Source organism: Serratia nematodiphila DZ0503SBS1 (assembly GCF_000738675.1).
Lineage (GTDB): Bacteria > Pseudomonadota > Gammaproteobacteria > Enterobacterales > Enterobacteriaceae > Serratia > Serratia nematodiphila.
Window position 1 is genome coordinate 169252 of sequence record NZ_JPUX01000002.1, and the last position, 24661, is coordinate 193912.

Below are 24661 nucleotides of genomic sequence, written 5' to 3' on the forward strand. Positions count from 1 at the left end.
CCTCCTCAGCGCCCCAGATATACCTCAATCACCCGTTCATCGGCCTGCACCTGCGCCAGCGATCCTTCCGCCAGCACCTGCCCCTGATGCAGCACCGTCACGCGATCGGCGATGGTCTCCACAAACCCCATATCGTGCTCCACCACCATCAGCGAATGCTTGCCCGCCAGCTCGCGGAACAGTTCGGCGGTGTAGTCGGTTTCGGCGTCGGTCATGCCGGCCGCCGGCTCGTCGAGCAGCAGCAGGTGCGGCTCCTGCACCAGCAGCATGCCGATCTCGAGAAACTGTTTCTGCCCGTGGGACAGCAGCCCGGCGGGCCGGTGGCGTTCATGCCCCAGCCGCAGGGTCTTCAGCATCTCGTCGATGCGGTCGCGCTGCTCACTGCTTAAACGGGCGCGCAGGCAGGCCCACACCGACTTGCGGGTTTTCTGGGCGATCTCCAGATTTTCGAACACCGTCAGCGCCTCGAACACCGTCGGTTTTTGAAACTTGCGGCCAATGCCGGCGTGGGCGATCTGCATCGGCGCCAGCCGGGTCAGATCGACGGTCTGATCGTAAAACACCCTGCCGCTGTCCGGCCGGGTTTTGCCGGTGATCACATCCATCAGCGTGGTCTTGCCGGCGCCGTTGGGGCCGATCACGCAGCGCAGTTCGCCGACGCCAATGCGCAGCGACAGATCGGTCAGCGCGCGAAAACCGTCGAAGCTGACGTTGACGTTGTCGAGCTGCAACACCGGATCGGTTTGCTGCCGGTATTTGTCCGCCGGCAGCGGATGGGTAAACAGTTCGTCGGTCACTTGCATCGCCTTCATAAGCTTTTCCTCCGCCGCAGCAGGCCGATCACCCCTTTCGGGAGAAACAGCGTGACGACGATAAACATCAGGCCGAGGAAGAACTGCCAGTATTCGGGAATGGCCATGGTGAACCAGCTCTTGGCGCCGTTGACGATGCCGGCGCCGAGCAGCGGCCCCACCAGCGTGCCGCGCCCGCCGAGCGCCACCCAGATGGCGGCCTCGATCGAGTTGGTCGGCGACATTTCGCCGGGGTTGATGATGCCGACCTGCGGCACATAGAGCGCGCCGGCCAGCCCGCACAGCACCGCCGACAGCGTCCAGACGAACAGCTTGAAGCCCTTCGGATCGTAGCCGCAGAAGGTCAGGCGGTTTTCCGCATCGCGCACTGCAGTCAGCACCCGGCCGAACTTGCTGCGCGCCAGGGCAAAGCCGATGGCCAGGCTGGCGGCCAGCAGCAGCACCGTCGCCAGGAACAGCGCCACCCGCGTGCCGGCGGCGGTGATGGGAAAGCCGAGCAGCGTGGTGAAACCGGTAAAGCCGTTATTGCCGCCGAAGCCGGTCTCGTTGCGAAAGAACAGCAGCATGCCGGCATAGGTCAGCGCCTGGGTCATGATCGAGAAATACACCCCTTTGATTTTCGAGCGAAAGGCGAAATAGCCGAACAGAAAGGCCAGCAGGCCCGGCACCAGCACGATCAGGCACAGCGCCCAGGCGAAATGCTGGGTGCCGCTCCAGAACCACGGCAGCTCATTCCAGGAGAGGAATGCCATAAACGCCGGCAGCCCGTCGCCCGCCGCCTGCCGCATCAGGTACATGCCCATGGCGTAGCCGCCGAGCGCGAAGAACAGCCCGTGGCCGAGCGACAGCAGCCCAGCATAGCCCCACACCAGATCGAGCGCCACCGCCACCACCGCGTAGCACAGGATCTTGCCCGCCAGCGTCAGGGTATAGGTGGACACCGCCAGCGGATGATCCGCCGGCAACAGCGTCATGAACGGCATCACCAGCAGCGCCAGCAACGCCAACCCGCCGATGCTCAACGCCAGCCGGGGCGCTTTCTGCACGCCGGTTACGGTCAATGGTTGGCTCATCAGTCAATCACCCTGCCCTTAAGGGCGAACAGCCCCTGCGGACGCTTTTGAATAAACAGAACGATCAGCACCAGGATCAGGATCTTGCCCAGCACGGCGCCGATCTGCGGTTCGAGGATCTTATTGACGATGCCGAGGCCAAAGGCCGCCGCCACCGTCCCCGCCAGCTGGCCGACGCCACCGAGCACCACCACCAGGAACGAATCGATGATGTAACCTTGCCCCAGCTCCGGCCCGACGTTGCCCAGCTGCGACAGCGCCACCCCGCCGAGCCCGGCGATGCCGGATCCCAGCCCGAAGGCCAGCATGTCCACCCGGCCGGTAGGCACGCCGCAGCAGGCCGCCATCGCGCGGTTTTGCGTCACCGCGCGCACGTTCATGCCGAGCCGGGTCTTGTTCAGCAGCAGCCAGGTCAACGCCAGCACCAGCAGCACGAACGCGATCACCGCGATGCGGTTCCACGGCAACACCAGGTTCGGCAACAGCTGCACGCCGCCCGACAGCCACGCCGGGTTGGCGACCTCGACGTTCTGCGCGCCGAACAGCACCCGCACCAGCTGGATCAGTACCAGGCTGATGCCCCAGGTAGCCAGCAGGGTTTCCAGCGGCCGGCCGTACAGGTGGCGGATCACCGTGCGCTCCAGCGCCATGCCGATCCCGGCGGTGATGGCGAACGCCACCGGCAGCGCCGCCAACGGATAGAGCGCCAGCCACTGCGGCGCAAACTGTTGAAACAGCCCCTGCACCAGATAGGCCGAATAGGCGCCGAGCATCAGCATTTCGCCGTGCGCCATATTGATGACGCCGAGCAGGCCGTAGGTGATCGCCAGACCAAGCGCCGCCAACAGCAGGATCGAACCGAGCGACAGGCCGCTGAACGCCTGGCCGAGCAGATCGCCGATCATCAGGCGATGCTGCACGCGCTGCAGGCTGCGTTGCGCCTCGGCGCGCACCGCGGCGTCCGGCTCATTGGCCGCGTCGGTCAACGCCTGCAGCCGCGCGCGGGTTTCCGGCTCGCCCGATTCCCCCAGCAGCCGCACCGCATTGAAGCGCACCTGCGGGCTGGCGTCAGTCAATTGCAGGTTGGCCAGCGCAATGCTCAGCGCATCGCGTACCTGCGGGTCTTTCTCCTGCGCCAGCCGCCGGGTCAACAGCGGCAACTGCTCGCCCTGCGCCTCGCGCTGCAGCGCGGTCGCCGCCTGCAGCCGCACCGCCGCGTCCGCGCTGACCAACCGCTGCGCCGACAACGCGTTGGCGATCAGAATGCGCAGCCGGTTGTTCAGCCACACCTTCTTCGGTTCGCCAACCGGGGCCGCCTCACCTTCAAGCGGCAGATAGCGATCGCCCTGGCGGATAAAGGCGCGCTTCGCTTCGTCGATCGCCACGGTTTCCTGCTGCAGCCCCTGCAGCAACGGCAGGCGCGCGGGATCCGGCTCGGCCGCCCACGCCTGCAGCAGTTTGGCCTGCTGCGCGCGAGTGGCCGCCGCGAACTCATCGGCCGGCCCGGCCTGCGCCAGCAGGGGCCAGGCGCACAGCAGCCACAGCCCGACGCGCAAAAAGGATAAAAACGGAGATTGCATCAGCTGCCTCTTCTGTTGGGCCGGCGGGCGTTGGGCCGCGCCGGCGCTGAGTGACGTTACTTGCCGCCTTTCACCGGGTAATCCGGTTTTTTGTCGTTGCCGGCGATATAGGGGCTCCACGGCTGCGCGCGCACCGGCGCTTCGGTCTGCCACACCACGTTGAACTGGCCGTTGCTCTCGATTTCGCCAATCATCACCGGTTTGTGCAGGTGGTGGTTGGTTTTGTCCATGGTCAGCGTGAAGCCCGACGGCGCGGCGAAGGTTTGCCCGGCCATCGCCGCGCGCACCTTATCGACGTCGGTGGTGCCGGCCTTTTCTACCGCCTGCGCCCACATGTGGAGGCCGACGTAGGTGGCCTCCATCGGGTCGTTGGTCACCGCAGTGGCGTAATTCGGCAGGTTGTGCGCCTTGGCGTAGGCTTTCCACTGGCTGACAAACTGTTTGTTGGTCGGGTTATCCAGCGATTCGAAGTAGTTCCAGGCCGCCAGGTTGCCCACCAGCGGTTTGGTGTCGATGCCGCGCAGCTCTTCCTCGCCGACCGAGAAGGCGATCACCGGCACGTCGGTGGCCTTGACGCCCTGGTTGGCGAGTTCTTTGTAGAACGGCACGTTGGAATCGCCGTTGATGGTGGAGATCACTGCGGTGTTGCCGCCGGCGGCGAATTTTTTGATGTTGGCGACGATGGTCTGGTAATCGCTGTAGCCGAACGGCGTGTAGACCTCTTCGATATCCTTGTCCTGCACGCCTTTGCTGTGCAGGAAAGCGCGCAGGATCTTGTTGGTGGTGCGCGGATAGACGTAATCGGTGCCCAACAGGAAGAAGCGCTTGGCGCCGCCGCCGTCCTCGCTCAGCAGGTATTCCACCGCCGGGATCGCCTGCTGGTTCGGCGCCGCGCCGGTGTAGAACACGTTCGGCGACATCTCTTCGCCTTCGTATTGCACCGGATAGAACAACAGTCCGTTAAGCTCCTCAAACACCGGCAGCACCGACTTGCGCGACACTGAAGTCCAGCAGCCGAACACCGCCGCCACCTTGTCCTGGCTCAGCAGCTGGCGCGCCTTTTCGGCGAACAGCGGCCAGTTGGAGGCCGGATCCACCACCACCGGCTCCAGCTTTTTGCCGAGCACCCCGCCTTTGGCGTTGATCTCGTCGATGGTCATCAGCGCCACATCCTTCAGCGGCGTCTCGGAAATCGCCATGGTGCCGGAGAGCGAACTCAGAATGCCGACCTTGATGGTGTCGGCGGCCTGCGCGCTCCAGGCCAGGCCCAGGCCGATCGCGGCGGCGGACAGCGCAAAAGCTTTGATAAAACGACGACGTTGCATAGTTCAAACTCCTGATGTGTGTGAAATCAAAATCGTTACGCCGAGCGCGCAGGCTGCTGAGCCCGCGCCTGGTGCAACATGTGCAGCGTTATTTTTCGTACCTCTGCCTTGCTGACGGCGATGTGCTCGCCGAGCAGCGTTTGCGCCGCCCCGCTTTGCCGCTGCAGGATCGCCTGCAAAATGGCGGCGTGTTCGCGGTAGGTAGCGTCCACCCGCGCCTGCTGGGTGAAATCCAGCCGGCGAATGATGCGGATCTTTTCGGTCAGTTCGCGGTGAATGCGCGCCATTTCGCCGTTGCCCGCCGCGGCCACCAACGCCTGATGAAACTGCTCATCGTGCTGCGACACCGCCTTGCCGTCCGCCAGTCGCGGCGCTTCGGCCCAAAAACGGCTCAGCGCCGCCAGCGCGCCTGGCGTTTCCCCGGCCGGGCGTTCGCACAGCCGTTTCACCGCCTCTTGTTCCAGCACGATGCGCAGGTCGTACAGCTCTTCGAAGTAGGCGAAATCGAACGGCCGCACCTGCCAGCCGCTGCGAAACAACACCTCGACATAGCCTTCGCGCTCCAGCCGGAACAGCGCCTGGCGCACCGGCGTGCGGCTGGCCGCCATGCGCTGCGCCACCTCGCTTTCGCTGAAGCGATCGCCCGGCAGCAGGCGAAACTCGAAGATGTCGGCCTTGAGCTGCAGATAAATGCGCTCCGCCAGCCCCTCCGGGCGCGCCTTGTGCTCTCCGTTGGTGATTTGCATCATCGCTCCTCCGTTCAGACCGCCTTTTCCAGCCACAGCAGGGCGTCGCCCGGCCCGACCGGCCGCCCCTGCCGGCAGCTGATGCGCTTAACGATCCCGGCGCGCGGCGCGGTGACCGCCAGCTCCATTTTCATCGCCTCGACCACGATCAGCGGCTGCCCGGCCGCCACCGCCTGCCCCGGTTCCACCAGGATCTTCCACACGCTGCCGTTCAGATCGGCGCTGACCAGATCGCCATCGACGGCGTCTTCTTCCTCCGGCGGCAACAGCTGCGCCTCGGCCTCGTCGTCATCGCTGCGCCAGCGCGCCACTTCGGCGCTGAACGCCTGCTGCTGACGATGCTGGAAATCGGCGATCTCCCCGGCGTTGTCGGCCAGGAAACGGGTGTAGGCGGCGAAGTCGAACTCGCTCTCTTCGATGCGCACCTGCATGCGCCCTTCGCGGAACGCTTCGCGCTGCTCGTCCAGCTCTTGCTCGCTGACCGGGTAGAAGCGCACCTGATCGAAAAAGCGCAGCAGCCAGGGTTCACCGGCGGTGAACTGCGGGTTTTTGAGGAATTTGTTCCAGATCGGCAGCGTGCGCCCCACCAGCTGGTAACCGCCCGGCGAGTCCATGCCGTAGATGCACATGTACATGCCGCCGATACCGACCGTCCCTTCGGCGGTGTGGGTGCGCGCCGGGTTGTATTTGGAGCTCAGCAGGCGATGGCGCGGATCGAGCGGCACCGCGCAGGGCGCGCCGAGGTACACGTCTCCCAGCCCGAGGATCAGGTAGCTGGCGTCGAACAGAATGTCGCGCACCTGCTCGCGTCGGCTCAGGCCGTTGATGCGCTGAATGAAATCGACGTTGTTCGGCAGCCAGGGCGCCGAGGCGCGCACCGTCTGCTGATAGCGATCCACCGCCCCCAGCGTGGCCGAATCCTCGAACGCCATCGGCAGCCAGACGGTACGCGTCGGCACCTTCAGCCGGCTGACGTCCCCCAGCGCCCGTTCGCGCGCCAGCAGGCGCTGCAACAGGTCGGCCTGGCTTATCTGCCGGCTGTCGTAGCGGATCTGCAGCGAACGCACGCCCGGCGCCAGCTCCGCCACGCCCGGGATCGCCTCCTGCCGCAGCGACTGCATCAGCAGATGAATGCGCAGGCGCAGCGCCAGATCGAGCACGTTGTCACCGTACTCCATCAGGATGTAACCGTCCCCCGCCTGGCGATACGCCACCGCCGGGCGCCCCTCCGCCGCCGGCAGCGCTGCCAGTACCGCGGCGGAAACGCTGTCCGCCGGGGCCAGATCCGGCGGCGGCAGGGTGATGGCCTTCACCGCCGCCAGCGCTTCGATGCTGCCAAGCTGCGCCTGCTCCAGCGACTGCGCCTGCCGGAAGCCGATCGGATGGAACCGGATGCGGTCGCCCGGCTTCACCTGCCCCACTTTCCACAGTTCGGCCTTGGCAATGGTCACCGGGCAGACGAAGCCGCCGAGGCTCGGCCCGTCGCGGGTCAGGATCACCGGGAAGTCGCCGGTGAAGTTGATCGCGCCGATGGCGTACTCGCAGTCGTGCACGTTGGAAGGATGCAAACCGGCCTCGCCGCCGTCCTCCCGCGCCCACTCGGGCTTCGGCCCCGCCAGGCGCACGCCGAGGCGGTTGGAGTTGTAATGCACCTGCCAGTCGGTGGCGAAGAAGGCCTCTATCGATTCAGCGGTGAAAAAGTCCGGCGCGCCGTGCGGCCCGTACAGCACGCCGATGTGCCATTGATCGCCGTAGTGCGGGATCAGGCTGTCGTCCATCGCCTGCGGCGCGGCGATCGGCACCGGCGTGGTGCTGGCCGCCAGCGCCGGTTGGGCGATCGCCAGCATGTCCGCCACGCGCAAGGTGCGCCCGGCGTGGCCGCCGAACTGCCCGAGCGCGAAGGTGGAGCGGCTGCCGAGGTACACCGGCACGTCGAAGCCGTTACGCACCGCCAGATAGGTGCGGCAGCCGTGCGTAGCGCGCCCCAGCGTCAGCACCTGCCCGGCCCGCACCGTAATCGGCCGCCAATACGCAACCGCCTCGCCGTCCAGATCGGCCGGGCAGCTGGCGCCCGTCAGCGCGATGGTGGCGTCGCAGTGAAAGCGCAGCGTCGGCCCCTGCAGGGTAAACTCCAGCCCGGCCGCCGCCGGGTGGTTGCCGACGATGCGGTTGGCCAGCCGAAACGCGAAGTCGTCCATCGGGCCGGACGGCGGCACGCCGATGTCCCAATAGCCGAGGCGGCCGGGATAATCCTGCACGCTGCTGTAGGTGCCGGGTTGCAGCACTTCGAGGCAGTGCGGCTGGAAACGCAAATCGTCCAGCAGGCGCGTCCAGACGTCGCCGCGCTGAAATTGCGGCGTGGCGATCACCTGCCGCAGATAGTCGAGGTTGGTGGCGATGCCGTGCAAACGGGTCGCCGCCAGCGCCACGCGCAGTTTTTCCAGCGCCTGCGCCCGGTCAGCGCCGTGCACGATCAGCTTGGCGATCATCGGGTCGTAAAACGCCGAAACTTCGCTGCCGGTCGCCACCCAGCCGTCGAGGCGCACGTCGTCAGGGAAATGCACCTCGGTCAGCACGCCGGGGCTGGGCTGGAAGTTTTTCAGCGGATCTTCGGCATAGAGGCGCACCTCGATCGCCGCGCCCTGCGGCGCGCGGCGCAACGCCGCCCAATCCAACGCGTCGCCCGCCGCCACCTGCAGCATGCATGCGATCAGATCCAGGCCGGTGACCATCTCGGTAACCGGGTGCTCTACCTGTAAGCGGGTGTTCACTTCCAGGAAATAAAACTCGTCGCGCGCGGCGTCGTAAATGAACTCCACCGTGCCGGCGCTGCGGTAATTCACCGACTCGCCCAGCGCCACCGCCGCCCGATGCAGCGCCTGGCGGGTCGCCGCCGGCAGATGCGGCGCCGGGGTTTCCTCCACCACCTTTTGGTTGCGGCGCTGCAGCGAACAGTCGCGCTCGCCGAGCGCCGCCACCCGCCCCTGGCCATCGCCGAAAATCTGCACCTCGACGTGGCGCGCCCGATCGACGAAGCGTTCGATAAAGGCGCCGGCGTCGCGGAAGAACTGCTCCCCCAGCCGTTTGACGCTGTCGTAGGCGTCGCGCAGCGCCGCCTCGTCGTCACAGCGCGTCAGGCCGATGCCGCCGCCGCCGGCGGTGCTTTTCAGCATCACCGGGTAGCCGATGCGCGCGGCGGCGGCGACCGCCTGCTCAACGCTCTCCAGCAAGCCGGTGCCCGGCGTCATCGGCACCCCGGCCAACGCCGCCAGCTCGCGCGCCCGGTGCTTGAGGCCGAACTCGCGCATCTGCGCCGCCGTCGGGCCGATAAAGGCGATGCCCGCCGCCTCGCAGGCTTCGGCAAACTCGGCGCTCTCGGACAAAAAGCCGTAGCCGGGGTAGATCGCCTGCGCGCCGGTGGCGGCGGCCGCCGCAAGGATCTTGTCGATGCGCAGGTAGCTGTCTGCGGCCTTGTCGCCGCCGAGCGCCACCGCCCTGTCGGCTTCGGTGACGTGCGGCGCATTGCGGTCGGCGTCTGAATAGACCGCCACGCTGGTTATGCCCAGGCGTTTCAGGGTGCGAATGGCGCGGCAGGCAATTTCGCCGCGGTTAGCGATCAGTACGGTAGTAAACATGTTCATGCCCCCTTAACGCTGGCGAGATAGTCGCGCCAGCCGCCAAACTCAGTGATATCCGTGGCGCCTTCCAGCGCCCAGGCTTCGCAGATAAACCCCTTCACCCGCCGGCCGTCCGCCAGCAGCAGCGTGCCGATGCCCAATGGCGCCGGGATTTCCGCCACAAACTCGCCGAAACGGGCCAGCGGGATGTCCCACAGCTCTACGCGGATCGCCGCCCCTGCGCCGCGCGCGCCAGCCCCGGCTTCGGCGGCTCGGTCTCGGCCAGCGCGTACAGGCGGTAACAGGGGGCGGTGACGGTTTGTTCCACCCGCACCGCGTCGCGCTGCGTCAGCTGGACGTTGAGCGGCATGCCGCTGAGGTGAGCGCCCACTACCGCCAAACGCACGTGTCCCGAAGACGGGGCCAGCGCCGGCTGCGGCGGCAATGCCCGGCCGATAGCGCCGAGCGGCAAGGCGCATTGCCGTTGCCAGCGCAGGCCAAACGCCGCCAGCGCCCGGTCATGCCAGGCGGGCGCAATCAGGGTGATGCCCGCCGGCAGGCCGTCTTCGCGCAGCGGCCCCGGCAGCGCCAGCGCGCTCAGATCGGCCAGGTTGGTGAAATTGGTGTAAGTGCCGAACTGCGAATTGAACAGCACCGGTTCCTGCGCCATCTCCGCCAGGGTGCGGATAGTGGGCGCGGTCGGCACCACCAGCGCGTCAAACGGCGCCAGCCGCTGGGCGATCTGCCGCGCCAGCTCGGCGCGCAGGTATTCCGCCTTGTAGGCGTCGCAGGCGCTGTAGCCGAGGCCGTTGCCAACGATGCCGCGCACCACCGGATCGATGGCCTGCGGGCTCGCTTCCAGCACCTGCTCAATCGCCACGGTGCGCTCCGCCACCCAGGGGCCGTAATACAGCTGTTCCGCCAGGGTGCGAAACGGCGCGAAATCGAGGGGTTCCAGCGTGGCGCCGCCCGCCTGCAGCTGCGCCAGCGCACGATGAAACGCCCGCTCGGCCTGCACGTCGCCGAAAAACTCCAGCTGGGCGGGAACGGCAAAACGCGGCGCGGCGGGGATATCCGCCGGCGCGGTATGCGGATCGGCACGAGAATACGGGTCTGCCGCGTCAAAGCCGCTCGCCAGCTCCGCCACCTGCGCGGCATCGGCCACCGTCAACGCGAAGACCGACACCGTATCGTTCAACCGGCAGGCCGGCACCACGCCGCGGTTGGACAACCGCCCTTTGGTCGGCTTCAGCCCGACGATGTTGTTGAACCCGGCAGGCACGCGCCCCGAACCGGCGGTATCGGTGCCCAGCGCGAACGGCACCAGGCCGCGCGCCACCACCGAAGCGGAGCCGGAGCTGGAACCGCCGCTGACGTAACGGCTGTCGAAGCTGTTGACCACCGCGCCATAAGGTGAGCGGGTGCCCACCAACCCGGTAGCGAACTGGTCGAGGTTGGTTTTACCGAGGGCGATCGCCCCGGCGGCGCGCAGGTGGGCGACCACGGTGGCGTCCGCCGCGGCCTGATAGGTGAACGCCGGGCACGCGGCGCTGGTCGGCCAGCCGCCGACGTCGATATTGTCTTTGATGGCAAAGGGCACGCCGAACAGCGGCAGGCGGCTGAGATCGCCGGCGACCGCCTCAAGCCTCTGCGCGAGCTGCCGATACTGCTGCTCGCGCTGCGCCGGCGTGGCGAGATACAGCCAGGCGTTATCGTCCGGGTTCAGGCCGGCGACCAGCGTTTCGATCGTCGCACTGACGCAGGCAAGGCGCTCGCCCGCCGGACGGGTTTGATAATGGTGCTGCCATTCACTGAGGGTAAAACCGCACGCTTCAACAGGTTCGCTCATCGGCTGAATTCCATCTGGTACACAAGATGGGATCCAACAGAGCAACCGGCGTGCCAATTTTTAATCTCATGATTTCAATAAATTATAATTAAAACTTATGACAGCGGCGGCAAACGGGCTGCACCAGCGGTGCGCAGCGGGAGAACAAAAAGAGTGCAATGGCGGGATGACGCAGAGGAAAAAACGGGGCGGCGACACTCGCCGCCCCGGAAGGATGATATGGATAGGTCAGCCATCAGCCGCAAGTTCAGTACCTACCATGTGGTGAGCGCCACCCTTCTCCAGGTATTGGCCGCCGTGCAAACATAAAAGAATGCGGAGTCTGCCGACCATTGGCCTATTTTACCGGGCGCAACGGCCGAAGCGGGGACGGCAACTCTGACACCTACGGGATCTCCGTTCACGTTCGCTGAATCATAAATATTCAACACTTTTATGTGGCCAGAGGAGAATTGGTTATTCGGCCCACCAATAGGGTAAGCGCCGTTACCGGCAGGATAAACGCCATTGTCAGCGACCGTTAACTGCTTAGTGTACAACCCGCTCCATTTGAATGAGGGCTGTCCTAAGGCTGTCGCGATATCCTTCTGCGGCGAAAAATCAGCAGGGGAGATGGATACGCCGCTGCTGGTCGTATTGTTATTCGCGCCAAGCGTAAACTTAGGTGCAAAACTAATGAAAGAAGCCCCGTCCTGAGCCAACCTGACGCCCGGTTCAAACCCCTGAAGGTTATTGCCTGGAGAAATACCGCCAAAGTAATGATAGTTGGTACTTCCCCCTCTGGCTGCATAGAACAGGTTATCGGAGTCGCCCTTGATGCCATGGAAAATCGCCGGATAAGCGCCATTACTGGCCCTGTCCGCCAAGGACCACGGAAGCTGCCTTGGAGCCATATCGGCGATTGCCGCGTTGGCGAATCTTGTCGTATTGCTCATCATGTTATCAAACACAAATGCCGCCGCAATGCCGTTTACCGGCTCTGCCGCCACATTGTAAGTGGTAGTACTCACGTTATAGAAACCGCCTCGACATTCAAAAGTGCTTCCATCACTCTGAAGAATGGCTTCACCTTCGCAAGTAAACTGCCCCAGGATGTTATCGGTGTTGGTCCGGGTGAGTTTGATCGCCGTTGCGCCGACGCCGCCGAACAGGTGGATATAGCAGAAACCGTTGTACCAGGTTGCTCTGTTGGCGTTTCCTCTCAGCTCCAGCCCCACGCCGGCATCCATATTTGTGCCGCCATCGCCCGGATTGCCGGAAACTTTGATCTGACATTGAATTTCATGGAACCCCACGCCGTGGAAGGAGCTATCCCCGCCATTGCTTTCCATCAAGATGTTCGACAAGCCACGGTGGAACCGGCAAGAGTGAAAACTGACGAACTCGGTAAACGCACCGGCATAGCCGTTCAACAGATGTAGGTTCACAAAAAACTTCATAATCAGCAATCTTTCATGCCGCATGAAGCAGGAACCATTAATCCGATAGCCGGTGCCCGTATATAACGCGCCCTTGGCCGGCGTAATCGTCAGGTCGCTGATATATCTGTTGGTATGGATCCCGGAACCGCCTTTCGACTCAAAACACGCATGATCATTAGACGTCGGCTTAAAGAAGAATTTTGTACTAATCCAATTTTCACCCTCTATCGCAATGCCTTTATCTCCGGTGTAGTTTTCTCCCCCTAAATTTAACGTATCCGTAATGTAATAGTTGCCGGCAGGCACATAGAGCTTCTTGCAGCCTTGGCTAATCGCATAAGCGATAGCCTGTTTAAATGCCTGCGTATCATCCGTACCAACGCCAGCGAGATCATTCCAATCACCCTTCGCGCCGAACATCTGCGGGGTAATGTGGGCCACGCCTTCGTTCGGGAAGGAATACTGAATGAGTTGATTGCCCGTCACCCCAGCAATCGTAGAGAGAATAGGTTTAAAAGCGCAATCCCAGGCGTTCTTGCCAATGAGGGTCGTTTCGTCAAATTCCCCGCCTAACTCCAGCGCCCGAGCAGGCGCAGCCAGTTTAATCACATTCCCTTCAATAATGGCGTTTTTCCCATTCAAGAAACGGATATAACCAAACCCAGAGTCCGTCACCCGATTGCCGGAAAACACCGTACGGTCGCCATACAACTTGATCCATACCTGACTGGCGCCCCATCCGGAGTTGGTTATCTTATTGCCGGTCATCACGCAGCTATTAGCGAACAGGGCAACCTTGCAGTTATTGATAATATTGCCTGAAAGGGTCGCCTCCGTTGCGGCAATGCCATTGAAGGCCGACGTCGTGGAGGTACCACAGAAATTTAAAAAGTTATCTGCGATAACAGACTCCGTGACAGAAATATCATTGTTACCATGATAATCGATGCCATTCTCAACGGTATCCTCAACGTGATTCCCGATAATTCGGGAATTATTCGTAGGAATTTTGGTGGGGTTATTTACTAAGGAATAGTCTATCTGAATGCCGAACCTTTCGATCGTCTTGATGTAGTTATTAGAGATATTAATGTCACTGATTCCACCCAGCGCGATGCCATAGCTGGTATTAACAATATGGTTATTGGCAACGGTCAGGTTAGTAAATGAATGAGGCGTGCCGGTCACCTCGTTATTGAGCGTCACCCCGCCCCCTCTTTGCGTGTGCCCTGCCCCTGCCGGTTTCGCAGGCTTGTGCCCATCGTGAATATGATTGTTCACGATTAAGATGTCATAAGCCTCTCTGTTCACACCCGTTTTCAGCAGGATCCCATCACCCTGGTGATTCGTCAGCTCGTTATTCTGGATCGTAATATGGCGGCCGCCACGAACCGCGATAGGTTCCTCTCCCAAATCTTTAAGTAAATTGTTCTCAAGGGTAACTGACGTACAGTCAGAAAGGCCCAAAGCATCAGTATGCATACTGATGACACAATTTCTCACGGTGAAGTTTTCACAACGGGTGAAAGCCATGCCGGTACACGCGCGTGTGGCATACCACCAAATAGGATCTGTATCTTTCTGAGTCACCTTTCTCGTAATCCTCAGATCTTCCACGATGAAATTCGACTGTTCAACGGTATTAAAAATGTTGATTTGAGGCGTATCGTCATCCAGGTGAATTTCACCACCGCCATAAATATGGCAGTTGCTGGGGATCTGCAGAGGCTGCCAAGCCGAACCCAACGTCAACCGATAGACATTCGCCATTCTGACCTGGCGTTTTTTCATCGATTTAGCGGCGTCAATCGCCACTTTAGCGAACATGGCGCTAACAGCATCTCGATCATCGGCCAGGCCATCGCCTACGGCGCCAAACTGTTCAGGGGTATATTCAGCGAATTCGCCGCCGTCATTGACCTGAGCTGCGGTATTTTTTGTGTTGAACTGCGGATCTTCTTTTGACATTTGAGCCATTGAATTACTCCTCTGGATTTTACGTTTCAATCGACATTGAACGAACCCTGGAAAAGTAACCGGATGGGCGGCACGCCCTCCATCGATGACGGATGGCTGAGGGCCTGTACAACAACGGCGGGCGGGAGAGCGGCAGTAAAAGACCACCTCCTGAGGAGGTGGCTTTACACGACGCCCCCTAAAAGGGGGCCATTTTCGAGTTAATCCTGCAACAGCTCCATCTGCTGTTCGATCTCTTGGTCCTTCTTATCCTGATACTTCACGTATCGCCTGATAATTTCTTCGTTTACCCCTACCGTATCGACAAAGTATCCCCTTGCCCAAAAATGATTGCCCCACAACTTCTTTCGTATATGTGGGAAACGATTGTAAAGCCGGATTGCACTGCGTCCTTTCAGGACGCCCATCAACGTCGAAATCGATAGCTTCGGGGGGACTATCACGACCAGATGCACATGATCTGGCTGAATATTTAGCTCAAGAACTTCACAGTCCTTCATGTTGCAGAGGATATAAATTGTTCGGTAGAGCTCTTTGCCCACCTTGTCGCGGAGGATTTTAAATCGATACTTTGGCGTCCAAACCAGGTGGTATTTGCAACGCCAGAACACATGTGATGAACTCCTGTATAAACCCATGTTGGTGATTTCCTTCTTACTTGTGGTGAGTAAGCTGGAATATTCCGGCATGGGTTTCCTTCAGGCTAGAGCCTCACAGGTTCAATCACCACCTCCTTAGGAGGTGGTTTAAGGCTTACAATAAAAAAGGCGCAACCTTGCGATTGCGCCTGATGTTCGATGAACGCTGCGCGTTACTCGCCGCGAACGCGCTGCGCCAGCCCTTTGAGGAAGTAGCGCAGCATCTGATCGCCGCACGGGCGGTAGTTCTTGGTGCCCTCTTTGCGGAACAGCGCGCTCAGCTCCGGCTTGGAGATGCGGAAATCCACCGCGGTGAAAATCTGGTGCATGTCGGTGTCTTTCAGCTCGAACGCCACGCGCAGCTTTTTCAGCACCAGGTTGTTGGTGATTGGCAGCTCAACCGCCGGCGCCGGGAACTTGTCGTCCTTGCCGCGTTTGAAGAACACCAGGCCGTTGAGGAAGTGCGCCATCACTTCGTCCGGGCACTTCTCGTAGCCCGGCTCGCCTTCTTTGATCACGTAAGCGTCCATCGCCGACACCGCCACCTCGAAATCGTCCAGTTTGATAATCTCGACCATTTTGGCGTTGTTAATGCTCAGCATATAGCGCACGCTGCGCAGCACGTCGTTGTTCATCATGGGATTGCATTGCCTTTACTTGTCTAACGGGGACGTGCGCATTGTAAAAAAATGCCCCATACCCAAAATAATTGGAGTTGCATCGCGGCGGCAAATTTGTAAGCCCCCGGAGCATAGTTAACTATGTGACCGGGGCGCGCAAATGCAGCCAACAAAGAGGCAGCTCCAAGTATGACGGGTATGGCCGCACACCTTGAATGTGCGGCAGTATAGGGATCGGCAAGGGGTTTCTCAATCGATTTGGCTTTTTTGCTGATACAGCGGGATATCTTCGCCGATGATGTACTTGTTGCGCAGCAGCGAAGAGACCTTGTCCATGATCATCACCACCACCACCAGGATCAGGGTGATGAACATCACCACGTCCCAGTTCCACAGCCGCATGTTCTCCGCGTACACCAGGCCGATGCCGCCGGCGCCGACGAAGCCCAGCACCGCCGCAGAGCGGGTGTTGGATTCGATCTGGTACAGGCTGAGCGCCAGAAAGGTGGGGAACGACTGAGTGAAGATGCCGTAGCGGTGCTTCTGCAACCCGTTGGCGCCTACCGCCGTCAGGCCGCGGCTCGGGGACTTGTCCACCGCCTCGTGCCCTTCGGCGTACAGTTTTCCCAGCAGCCCGACGTCCTGCATCACGATAGCCAACACCCCGGCCAGCGGCCCCATGCCGACGGCGCGCACGAAGATCAGCCCCCAGATCGCCATATCGATACCGCGCAGCACGTCGAGCAAGCGGCGCACCAGCACGGAGATCGGCCGCAGCAATGGCGTCGACATCACGTTGCGCGCGGCGAAGAACGACAGCGGCAGCGCGATCAGCGACGCGGTGATGGTGCCGGCGAACACGATGGCGATGGTGATGCCAATCTGCTGGAAGTAGTACATGAACGGCCAGTTGGCGAAGTCATGCCAGACGAACATGCGCAGGAAATAGCGTCCCAGCTGCTGGCAGCCGTTGATAAACTGCGGCCAGCTAATGCCGAAGACCAGGAAGAAGAACACGTAGTACAGCACGATCGCCAAGGCGATCAGGCCGACGGTGCGCAGGTAACGCCCCTGCTGCGCGAAGATCGCCGGATGCTGCTGTTTTAGCTGGCGCAGCGTTTCCGCCGACGCCGGAGTGCCCGCTGTCATTTTGCCCCCTCCACCACGCGCTTGCGCAGCTCGCCTGACACGTAGTCGAGCACGGAAACCACCACGATGATCAGCAGCAGCGTCATGCTGACCTGATCGTAGCGGTCGAGTTTAATGTTGGTCATCAGCTCCTGGCCGATGCCGCCCGCCCCCACCAGCCCCAAAATGGTCGACTGGCGAAAGTTGATCTCCAGCCGCATGAAGCTGTAGGAGAGAAACACCGGCTTCACCTGCGGCCACAGGCCAAAGCGCATGCGCTGCAGCGGCGTGGCGCCGCAGGCCGCCAGCCCGCGCACCGGTTTGTTGGAGGCGGTTTCGATCGATTCGTAGAACAACTTGGTCAGGCTGCCGATGGTGTGCAGCGCCAGCGCCAGGAAGCCGGGAATGGCGCCGATGCCGAACGCCATCACGAACATCACCGCCCACGCCAGCTCCGGCATGGTGCGCAAGAACGCCACCAGCGTGCGGATCGCCAGCCGCACCGAGGCCGGGGTATAAGTGTTGCCGGCCGCCAGAAACGCCAGCACGGTCGCTACCAGCACCGAAAAAATGGTCGCCGCCAGCGCCAGCTGCAGGGTCTCCCAGATCAGCGGCAGCTGGATGTTCAGGCGATAGCCCCAATAGGCCAGCGAGCCTTCGGTGCGCCCGTCGGCGAACAGCAGGTGCCAGTGCAGCGTCGGCACGGTTTCGGCCAAATAGTCGAAGAAGTGCGGAATAGACACCCAGACGGTGTGCAGGTTGAACTCGGCGAAGTTGCCGGCGCCCAGGTACAGCACCACCAGCCCGAGCGACCACAGCAGCGCTTCGCGCTTTTGCTTGCGGCGGATCCGTTGGTAATAGTGTGCGAAATCGGTATTCAAAACAGGTCTTCCATCGTTATGGAACAAGGGGTTCAGCATGCTGAACCCCTTCATTCGGGCGGCCGAGGCAGCCGGGAATCAACGGTCGCCTTTGGTCAGCTCGCGCTTCATATCGATGATGGTCTGGTATTCCGCCAGGGTAGTGTCGCCGATGTGCTGTTTGCCGCCCATCGCTTTGATAAAGCACGCGTGATCGTCTTTATCCAGCTTCTTGATGGCGGTGACCACTTTGGCCTTGAAGTCGGCCGGCAGCGAGTTGCTCACCAGGATCGGGCCGTTCGGGATCAGCGGCGACTGCCAGATGATGCGGATCTGCTTCATCAGGTCCGGGTGATCCATGCGGATCATGCGGGTGAACGCGCCGCTGGTGTAGCCGGTGTTGTAGTCGCCGATCATCGACGCCCAGGTCACCGCGCCTTCAAACTGGCCGTTCAGCACGCCGAGGATGTCCTGCTCGTGGCCGCCGGAGAAGGTGACGCTGGAGAAGGTGTTGTTGTATTTGTTGTCGACCGTGCCGCCGAACAGCTTTTTAAACGCCTGGTTCGGGATCAGGAAGCCGGAGGTGGAATCCGGATCGGCGAAGCCGATGGCCTTGCCCTTCAGGTCTTCCAGTTTCTGGTACGGGCTGCCGGCCTTCACCACCACCACCGAGTGGTAGCCGCGCGACTGGTCGACGTCATCGACCGCGATGCCGACGATGTCCACCGCTTTCGGATCCTTGATGTAGACCGAGGCGAACGACGACGGCGACATGCTCAGCACCAGGTCAATCTTGCCGCCCAGCAGGCCCTGGATCACGCCGGAATAGTCGGACGAGTTGCGCAGCTTGGTATCGACGTTCAGCTCTTTATCCAGGAACTGCTTCACGCACTGGTTATCGCCGATCTGCTGGGTGGCGTTCTGGCCGCCGAGAATGCCCAGGTTCAGCTCTTTCGGCGCATCCGCTGCGGCAGCATTAAATACCATCATCGCGCCGGCCATCAGGGTGGTCAGACTCAATACTTTTTTCATTAGGTGTGCCTTGTGTGTAAAGGATAAAGGTCAAAGTGCTTCAATGGATCTGATTGGCTTCTTCGCCATACAGCTGGTGCAGGATCCGTTCGTTCAGTTGCGAAGGATGCCCGTCAAACACGATCTTCCCGTGGGCGATGCCGATCACCCGCGAGCAATACTCTTTCACCAGTTCGACCGAGTGCAGGTTCACCATCACCGCGATGCCGTCTTCGCTGATTTTCTGCAGCGCATCCATGATGCGGCGGGTGTTTTTCGGATCGAGCGACGCCACCGGCTCATCGGCCAGCAGGATTTGCGGATTTTGCATCAGCGCGCGGCAGATGGCGACGCGCTGCATCTGGCCGCCGGAGAGGTGCTCGGCGCGCTGCAGCGCGTGCGGCAGCATGTTGAGCCACTGCAACAGCTCAATGGCGCGAGCGCGATCGGCGTCATCGAACAGTTTGAAGAACGATTTCAGGGTGGAGGTGTGGCTCAGGCGCCCCAGCAGCACGTTGGTCATCACGTCCAGCCGCGGCACCAGGCAGAAGTCCTGGAAGATCATGCCGCAGCGCGCGCGCCACTGGCGCATCTGGCGGCCGGCAAGCTGGGCGATATCCTGCGCCACGCCATCGTCTTCGAAGTGCAGCATCTCGCCGCAGCTGGAAGGAATAGTGCCGTTGAGGGTATGCAGCAGCGTGGACTTGCCCGCGCCGGAACGGCCGATCACCGCCACGAATTCGCCGGCGTGCAGATCGAAATTGATGTCATCCAGCACGCGCTGCTGCGCTTTGTAGGCCTTGCCGAGCCCCTTTACCGATAACACTTTGCGGGATGCGGCGGCGTGCTGCCCTGGAAAGTCGTGCTGCGCCAATTTTAACAGTGCCTGAGCCATATGATTTCTCTGGTTTCAGTGGCTAATCATTATGGGCACCTATTAACGGATAAGTTTATGACAGTGGGATGATGGTTTTATGGCCGGGGCGTGACGCGTGCCGCCCCGGCGTGCGCATCATTCCAGGCTAAAGAAGTCCAGCCCCAGCGCCGCCTTGACCTGCTGCAGCGTCTGCTGGCTGACCTGATGCGCGCGGCGGGTGCCGTGCTGCAGGATGCGCGTCAGCTCGCCTTTATCGGCGATGAATTCGGCGCGGCGGGTGCGGATCGGTTCGAGCAGGCTCTGCAGGCAATCCTCCAGCAGCCGTTTGATTTTCACGTCCCCCAATCCGCCGCGCCGGTAGTGCGCCTTCAGCTCCGCCACCAGCGCGGCGTCTTCGCAGAAGGCGTCCAGATAGGTGAACACCATGTTGCCCTCCACCCGGCCGGGATCGCTGACGTTGAGATGACCGGGATCGGTGAACATGCTCATCACCGCCTTGTGCACCTCGTCGGCGCCGGCGCCAAGCGGGATCGCGTTGCCGCGCGATTTCGACATCTTGCCCTGCCCGTCCAGCCCCGGCAGACGCCCGACGTTGCTCAACAGCGGCTGGCACTCCGTCAGCACCGGTTGGCCGACGATGTGGTTGAAGCGCCGCACGATCTCGTTGGTTTGCTCCAGCATCGGCAGCTGATCCTCGCCGACCGGCACGTGGGTGGCACCGAAGGCGGTGATGTCCGCCGCCTGGCTGACCGGATAGATCAAAAAGCCGGCCGGCAGGCTGCGGGCGAAATCCTTCTCGGCGATTTCGTTTTTCACCGTCGGGTTGCGTTCCAGCCGCGCCACGCTGACCAGATTGAGGTAGTACATCGTCAGCTCGGCCAACGCCGGCAGCGCCGACTGCAGGCAAATGGTGGTCTTGTGCGGATCGATGCCCACCGCCAGATAATCGGCTACTACGTTGAGCACGTTGGCGCTGATTTTTTGCGGATTGTTGCCGTTGTCGGTCAGGCCCTGCAGATCCGCCACCATCACCGTTTGGTTATGCTGGTGCTGCAGTTCCACGCGCTGGCGCAGCGAGCCGACGAAGTGGCCTAAATGCAGTGGGCCGGTGGCGCGATCGCCGGTAAGAATGGTGTAACTCATGACAGTGCTCCTGAAGGTCTGTAGACCGCCGGATCAACGCCACAAAAAATAATGCCGCCAAACCGGCGGCATTAAAAAGAGATGTGAATACTCGTGCCGCCTCAGAAGAGGCGCCACCATGACTGATTGTGGGTGGAGTGCATCGATATATTCATGGCATCAAGGTATACCCGCTGCGGCAGCACGTCAATAACCCGCCGCCGGTGCGTAAGACGACGTTACACTCCGGCATTTGCGTTCCTGGCCTGGCGCGCTAGGGTAAAACCTTCAACCTGAAAAAGGAGCGCATGATGAAGATCGGATTTGCCGGACTGGGTGGGATGGGCAGCGCCATGGCGGCCAACCTGTTGCAGGCGGGCTTCGCCTTAACGGTATGGAACCGCTCGCCGCAGGCGGCGCAGCCGCTGGTGAGCGCCGGCGCGCGGCAGGCCGAACGGCCGGAACAGTTGGCCGATGCCGAGGTGCTGATCACCATGCTGGCTGACGATGCCGCCACGCAACAGGTGGTGGTGGACAGCGGATTGCTGCAGCGAATGAAACCGGGCGCGCTGCATATCAATATGGCGACCATCTCGGTCGAACTCGCCAAACGCCTGACGACGCTGCATGCGGAACACGGCATCGGCTATCTCGCCGCGCCGGTGCTGGGCCGGGTCGACGTGGCCGCCGCCGGCAAGCTGAATATTCTGGCGGCCGGCGATAGCGAGCGGCTGAAGCAAGCGCAGCCGCTGTTCGATGCCCTTGGCCAGAAAACCTGGCACTTCGGTGCCGATCCGGCGCAGGCTAACGTGGTCAAAATCGCCACCAACTTTACCTTGGCCAGCGCCATTGAAGCGATGGCGGAAGGCAGCGCGCTGGTGCGCAACTACGGCGTGTCCGGCGCCGACTACCTGCAGATGCTGAGCAGCACCGTCTTCGCCGCCCCGGCCTATCAGGGCTATGGCGCGCTGATCGCCGCCGAGAAGTATTCACCCGCCGGATTCCGGCTGGCGCTGGGGCTGAAGGACGTCGGGCTGGCGCTGGCCGCCGGCGCCGACAGCCATACGCCGATGCCGTTCGCCGGGGTGCTGAAAGACAACTTCCTCGACGCGATGGCGCAGGGGGATGCGGATCTGGACTGGGCGGCGCTGGCCAAGGTGGCGGCGCGGCGGGCGGGCCTGAAATAACGAACGGGGGCGTTGGCCCCCGTTTTCCGTTATCAGAACACGATGTCCGCCGCGGGCACCGCGCGGATCGGCACGCCGAAGCTGTCGATGTTCGACAGCGTCTCGTTATGGTGGGTGCGGATCAGCAGGCCATCGGCATAGGATTCGTCGTGGCAGGTATGCGCATCCGCCGCCAGCGTCACCGGATAGCCGCGCGCCGCCGCGCTGCGCACCGTGGTATCGATGCAAAACGGCGTGGAGTAGCCGCAAACCACCAGCTGCGATACGCCGTTGGCGATCAGTAACGCGCCGAGCGAGGTGCGCAGGAACGAGTCCGGCGTGGTTTTCTCCACCCGATGGTCGCCCGGCGCCACCGTCAGCGCCGCGAGCACTTGCCAGGCGGCGCTGCCGTGCGGCAACTCCTCGTCCGGCGTATGGTGCTGAATGACGACAACCGGCGCACCGGCCCGGCGGGCGCGCTCGCTCAGCTGATTGATGCGCGCAACGGTGCCCGCGGCATCCGCCGGCGGCGGCGTAAACAACCCTTCCTGCACATCGATAATCAACAGCGCGGTGGTCATGGCGGCTCCTGAAGAAAAGATAAGCGCGTCAGCACACCGGCTGGCGCGGGCGGAAAATATGGTCGACGCCCTGCTCGCGCAGCCTGTTCACCAGATCGTGCCCGCCATTCGGCGTGGCGTGCGCCAATTGGCGCTCGGCGGTAAACACCGGGCTGGCCCAGAACAGGTTAACCGGATCGCCATACTGCTGCGGCAGAGCCAGGTGCGCGTGATGCGGGTAGAAGGACGACGATAAAATATAGCCCTCATAGCCCAGCGGCGCCACGTCGGACTCCAGCGTATGCCCTTCGCCGATCCAGGTCAGCCGCGCCCACGGCGCATGAGCGAAACCGGCCAGCGCGCTGGCCATCTGCACCGCGTTGTCTTCAGTCATGTATTGGCTGTCGATGGCGATCGCCATCTCCATGCGGCGATAGCGCGAAGCCTCGTCGTTGAACAGGATCTCCACCCACGGCATCGGCCGGATGCTGACCCCCATGGTGAGGAAGTAATAGATGCCGTCGCGTTCGTGCTGGGTGATGGCCATCGGCGGCCACTTGCCCTGATCGATGGCGTAGTATTTTACCGAAGGGCCGAAATGCGGCTCATAGCGCGCCTGAAAATCGCGCTGCATCTTCGGCCAAGGATTGCCCTCTTCACGCTGCCAGCTGCGCCAAAACTGGCGGGTGCTTTCCGCCAGCGCATATTGCGTGTTGGTCGAGGCCGAACCGAGCGGATAGGCCAGTGGGCTCTCCTTGATACAGCTGGCCGAGTAGCACACCGAATGATCGATATACAGGCTCCAGCCGGGGATCACCGCCAACAGTTGGCCGTAATACCACAGGGCCGCGCCGTCGTCGCTTTCGCTCCACACCACCATCAGCCCTTCCGGGTTCAGCGGCGCTTCCCCTTCCAGGTTGCGGCAAAACTCCGCCGCCAGCATCGGCGGCTGCCCCTGCTCCAGCGCGGCGCGATCTTCCTGCAGCGGCGCGGCGGCCAGATTGCGCAGCCAGCAGGCGCGCACCTGATAGCGATCGCTGTAGGCTTCGGCGGGATAAATGTAAAAATAGGCTGCCCGGTGATCTTGCTGAACCACCGCGACCAGCGTCTGGTTCTCATTGCTGACTTCAGCAAGTACGTATGACTCGTTCATATCACCTCAATAGGGTCAGGGCGCGGCAGAATCGGCTGCGCGCCAAAAATGGAATGTGGCTTTGCCCCAAGTGTAAAACGCATTACTGGCCGGATCACCCGTAAAAGTCTCAAAAACGGCCGTAAACGAAGATAAACAAAGGCTAATTATAGCGGCTGCGGCTCATGACGGCTGAGTGATGCGCCGCACCGCACGCTGATAGGAACCGTTGCGCATCGACGCGCCCAGCACCTTGCCCAAACCGGCGGCGCCCGTTCGCACCAGCCGCCGCCGCAGCGCGCCCGGATGAAAACCGAACTGCCGCTGCGCCCAATCGGGCAACAGATCGATGCCCGCCTGCATCACCACCCCGCCGAGGGGGCGCGCCAATGCGCTCGGCGCCGGCGCCTTCAGCAGAATGCGCGCCACCTCTTGCGTGCGTTCATCGCACACCAGCTGCGGCCGCATCGCTTGCAGGTATTCTTCGACCTCCGCGCAGGACTGAGGAATTGCCGTCGCCCCCAGCGCGGCGGCCACGCGCGCCGCTTCACGATAGTATTGATCCTGCAAATCGCGGGAAAGGTGCGGGTTGCGGTAGCGCAGGTGGCTGGCCAGAAAACGGCTGCTCTCCGCCACGTGCACCCAGGTCAGCAGCGCCGGATCGCTGGCGGCATAAGGCGTGCCGTCGCTGCCGACGCCGGTCACCCGCAGATGGATGGCTTTGACTTTGGCGATCAGCCGCTGCGCCTCGGCGGTCGGGCCGAAGGTGGTGACCGACACGAACTGGCTGGTGCGGCGCAGGCGGCCGATCATATCTTCGCGAAAATTGGAGTGATCCCACACTCCGGCCAGCGCCAGCGGGTGCAGCATTTGCAGCAGCAAGGCGCTGACGCCGCCGCACAGCATCGGGGTGAAGTCGCGGTGTACCTGCCAGATGACAGACTGCGGGCCGAACAAGCCCGGATCGCCCGGCGGGTTCTCAAAATCGACGCCGCCGAGCGCCAGCCCGGTCAGGCTGAGCACCTGTTTTTCTATCGCTGCGCGTACCGCTTCCATCCTGCCGCCCTCTTGCTGGTTCAGCGGCCAGTGTATCACGCGACGGGCGCCTCATTGCGCCCTGCGGCGGTTGAAAGCATTAACTTGCTGA

18 protein-coding genes and 1 pseudogene are annotated in these 24661 nt (G+C 62.1%); 1 reads left to right on the plus strand and 18 read right to left on the minus strand.

Annotated elements, in window-relative coordinates; all coding sequences use genetic code 11:
• Positions 1 to 5: 5 nt before the first annotated feature.
• From urtD to trpS, 15 genes and pseudogenes are all read right to left on the minus strand, one after another.
• Complete coding sequence (gene urtD, locus JL05_RS21415) at positions 6 to 812, minus strand: urea ABC transporter ATP-binding protein UrtD (RefSeq protein ID WP_015377102.1); 807 nt, start codon at positions 810 to 812, stop codon at positions 6 to 8.
• Positions 809 to 1885, minus strand: coding sequence for an urea ABC transporter permease subunit UrtC (urtC, locus tag JL05_RS21420; protein WP_033633793.1), 1077 nt, complete (start codon positions 1883 to 1885; stop codon positions 809 to 811). The genes urtD and urtC overlap by 4 nt, the downstream gene beginning before the upstream one ends.
• Positions 1885 to 3465, minus strand: a complete 1581-nt coding sequence (gene urtB / locus JL05_RS21425) for an urea ABC transporter permease subunit UrtB (protein ID WP_033633794.1) — start codon at positions 3463 to 3465, stop codon at positions 1885 to 1887. The genes urtC and urtB overlap by 1 nt, the downstream gene beginning before the upstream one ends.
• Before the next feature lie 56 nt (positions 3466 to 3521).
• On the minus strand, positions 3522 to 4790 hold the full coding sequence (urtA, locus tag JL05_RS21430; protein ID WP_033633796.1) for an urea ABC transporter substrate-binding protein: 1269 nt from the start codon (positions 4788 to 4790) through the stop codon (positions 3522 to 3524).
• Between the two features lie 35 nt (positions 4791 to 4825).
• Entirely contained in the window at positions 4826 to 5536 is a 711-nt protein-coding gene (locus JL05_RS21435) for a GntR family transcriptional regulator (protein WP_033634128.1), read from the minus strand.
• 14 nt (positions 5537 to 5550) lie between these two features.
• On the minus strand, positions 5551 to 9171 hold the full coding sequence (gene uca, locus JL05_RS21440) for an urea carboxylase (RefSeq protein WP_033634129.1): 3621 nt from the start codon (positions 9169 to 9171) through the stop codon (positions 5551 to 5553).
• 2 nt (positions 9172 to 9173) lie between these two features.
• Positions 9174 to 11002, minus strand: a pseudogene (atzF, locus tag JL05_RS21445) (allophanate hydrolase).
• A 254-nt stretch (positions 11003 to 11256) separates the two neighbouring features.
• Positions 11257 to 14400: a right-handed parallel beta-helix repeat-containing protein gene (locus JL05_RS21450; protein WP_033633797.1), complete on the minus strand. Its 3144-nt coding sequence runs from the start codon at positions 14398 to 14400 to the stop codon at positions 11257 to 11259.
• Between the two features lie 200 nt (positions 14401 to 14600).
• Positions 14601 to 15038: an IS200/IS605 family transposase gene (gene tnpA, locus JL05_RS21455; protein ID WP_033633558.1), complete on the minus strand. Its 438-nt coding sequence runs from the start codon at positions 15036 to 15038 to the stop codon at positions 14601 to 14603.
• 173 nt (positions 15039 to 15211) lie between these two features.
• On the minus strand, positions 15212 to 15676 hold the full coding sequence (locus tag JL05_RS21460) for a YehS family protein (protein WP_004939471.1): 465 nt from the start codon (positions 15674 to 15676) through the stop codon (positions 15212 to 15214).
• A 231-nt stretch (positions 15677 to 15907) separates the two neighbouring features.
• Positions 15908 to 16807: a phosphonate ABC transporter, permease protein PhnE gene (phnE, locus tag JL05_RS21465; protein ID WP_033633798.1), complete on the minus strand. Its 900-nt coding sequence runs from the start codon at positions 16805 to 16807 to the stop codon at positions 15908 to 15910.
• Positions 16804 to 17667: a phosphonate ABC transporter, permease protein PhnE gene (gene phnE, locus JL05_RS21470; protein WP_033633799.1), complete on the minus strand. Its 864-nt coding sequence runs from the start codon at positions 17665 to 17667 to the stop codon at positions 16804 to 16806. The genes phnE (JL05_RS21465) and phnE (JL05_RS21470) overlap by 4 nt, the downstream gene beginning before the upstream one ends.
• 78 nt (positions 17668 to 17745) lie before the next feature.
• Positions 17746 to 18678 (minus strand): phosphonate ABC transporter substrate-binding protein, encoded by a 933-nt coding sequence (phnD, locus tag JL05_RS21475; protein WP_004939482.1) that lies wholly within the window; start codon positions 18676 to 18678, stop codon positions 17746 to 17748.
• A gap of 40 nt (positions 18679 to 18718) precedes the next feature.
• A complete protein-coding gene (phnC, locus tag JL05_RS21480) occupies positions 18719 to 19552 on the minus strand; it encodes a phosphonate ABC transporter ATP-binding protein (protein ID WP_019454697.1) in 834 nt (277 codons plus the stop codon).
• Between the two features lie 117 nt (positions 19553 to 19669).
• Positions 19670 to 20677 carry a tryptophan--tRNA ligase gene (gene trpS / locus JL05_RS21485; protein WP_033633800.1) on the minus strand — a complete coding sequence of 336 codons (1008 nt, stop codon included), beginning with the start codon at positions 20675 to 20677 and terminating at the stop codon, positions 19670 to 19672.
• 290 nt (positions 20678 to 20967) lie between these two features.
• Here trpS and JL05_RS21490 point away from each other — a divergent pair, with 290 nt between their 5' ends.
• Positions 20968 to 21843, plus strand: a complete 876-nt coding sequence (locus JL05_RS21490) for an NAD(P)-dependent oxidoreductase (RefSeq protein ID WP_033633801.1) — start codon at positions 20968 to 20970, stop codon at positions 21841 to 21843.
• 32 nt (positions 21844 to 21875) lie between these two features.
• Here JL05_RS21490 and JL05_RS21495 read toward each other — a convergent pair whose 3' ends face one another.
• From JL05_RS21495 to JL05_RS21505, 3 genes are all read right to left on the minus strand, one after another.
• Positions 21876 to 22403 (minus strand): cysteine hydrolase family protein, encoded by a 528-nt coding sequence (locus JL05_RS21495; RefSeq protein WP_033633802.1) that lies wholly within the window; start codon positions 22401 to 22403, stop codon positions 21876 to 21878.
• A 28-nt stretch (positions 22404 to 22431) separates the two neighbouring features.
• Positions 22432 to 23535, minus strand: a complete 1104-nt coding sequence (locus JL05_RS21500; protein ID WP_033633803.1) for a suppressor of fused domain protein — start codon at positions 23533 to 23535, stop codon at positions 22432 to 22434.
• A 162-nt stretch (positions 23536 to 23697) separates the two neighbouring features.
• Positions 23698 to 24570, minus strand: coding sequence for an oxygenase MpaB family protein (locus JL05_RS21505; protein ID WP_004939498.1), 873 nt, complete (start codon positions 24568 to 24570; stop codon positions 23698 to 23700).
• Positions 24571 to 24661 lie beyond the last annotated feature (91 nt).

Bases quoted from the DNA above. Each gene is read 5' to 3' on its own strand.
- JL05_RS21500 (WP_033633803.1), bottom strand. From the start codon at position 23,535: ATGAACGAGTCATACGTACTTGCTGAAGTCAGCAATGAGAACCAGACG.
- JL05_RS21435 (WP_033634128.1), bottom strand. From the start codon at position 5,536: ATGCAAATCACCAACGGAGAGCACAAGGCGCGCCCGGAGGGGCTGGCG.
- phnD (WP_004939482.1), bottom strand. From the start codon at position 18,678: ATGAAAAAAGTATTGAGTCTGACCACCCTGATGGCCGGCGCGATGATG.
- JL05_RS21495 (WP_033633802.1), bottom strand. From the start codon at position 22,403: ATGACCACCGCGCTGTTGATTATCGATGTGCAGGAAGGGTTGTTTACG.
- trpS (WP_033633800.1), bottom strand. From the start codon at position 20,677: ATGAGTTACACCATTCTTACCGGCGATCGCGCCACCGGCCCACTGCAT.
- tnpA (WP_033633558.1), bottom strand. From the start codon at position 15,038: ATGGGTTTATACAGGAGTTCATCACATGTGTTCTGGCGTTGCAAATAC.
- urtB (WP_033633794.1), bottom strand. From the start codon at position 3,465: ATGCAATCTCCGTTTTTATCCTTTTTGCGCGTCGGGCTGTGGCTGCTG.
- JL05_RS21490 (WP_033633801.1), top strand. From the start codon at position 20,968: ATGAAGATCGGATTTGCCGGACTGGGTGGGATGGGCAGCGCCATGGCG.
- phnE (WP_033633798.1), bottom strand. From the start codon at position 16,807: ATGACAGCGGGCACTCCGGCGTCGGCGGAAACGCTGCGCCAGCTAAAA.
- urtA (WP_033633796.1), bottom strand. From the start codon at position 4,790: ATGCAACGTCGTCGTTTTATCAAAGCTTTTGCGCTGTCCGCCGCCGCG.
- JL05_RS21450 (WP_033633797.1), bottom strand. From the start codon at position 14,400: ATGGCTCAAATGTCAAAAGAAGATCCGCAGTTCAACACAAAAAATACC.
- urtD (WP_015377102.1), bottom strand. From the start codon at position 812: ATGAAGGCGATGCAAGTGACCGACGAACTGTTTACCCATCCGCTGCCG.
- urtC (WP_033633793.1), bottom strand. From the start codon at position 1,885: ATGAGCCAACCATTGACCGTAACCGGCGTGCAGAAAGCGCCCCGGCTG.
- uca (WP_033634129.1), bottom strand. From the start codon at position 9,171: ATGTTTACTACCGTACTGATCGCTAACCGCGGCGAAATTGCCTGCCGC.
- JL05_RS21460 (WP_004939471.1), bottom strand. From the start codon at position 15,676: ATGATGAACAACGACGTGCTGCGCAGCGTGCGCTATATGCTGAGCATT.
- JL05_RS21505 (WP_004939498.1), bottom strand. From the start codon at position 24,570: ATGGAAGCGGTACGCGCAGCGATAGAAAAACAGGTGCTCAGCCTGACC.
- phnC (WP_019454697.1), bottom strand. From the start codon at position 19,552: ATGGCTCAGGCACTGTTAAAATTGGCGCAGCACGACTTTCCAGGGCAG.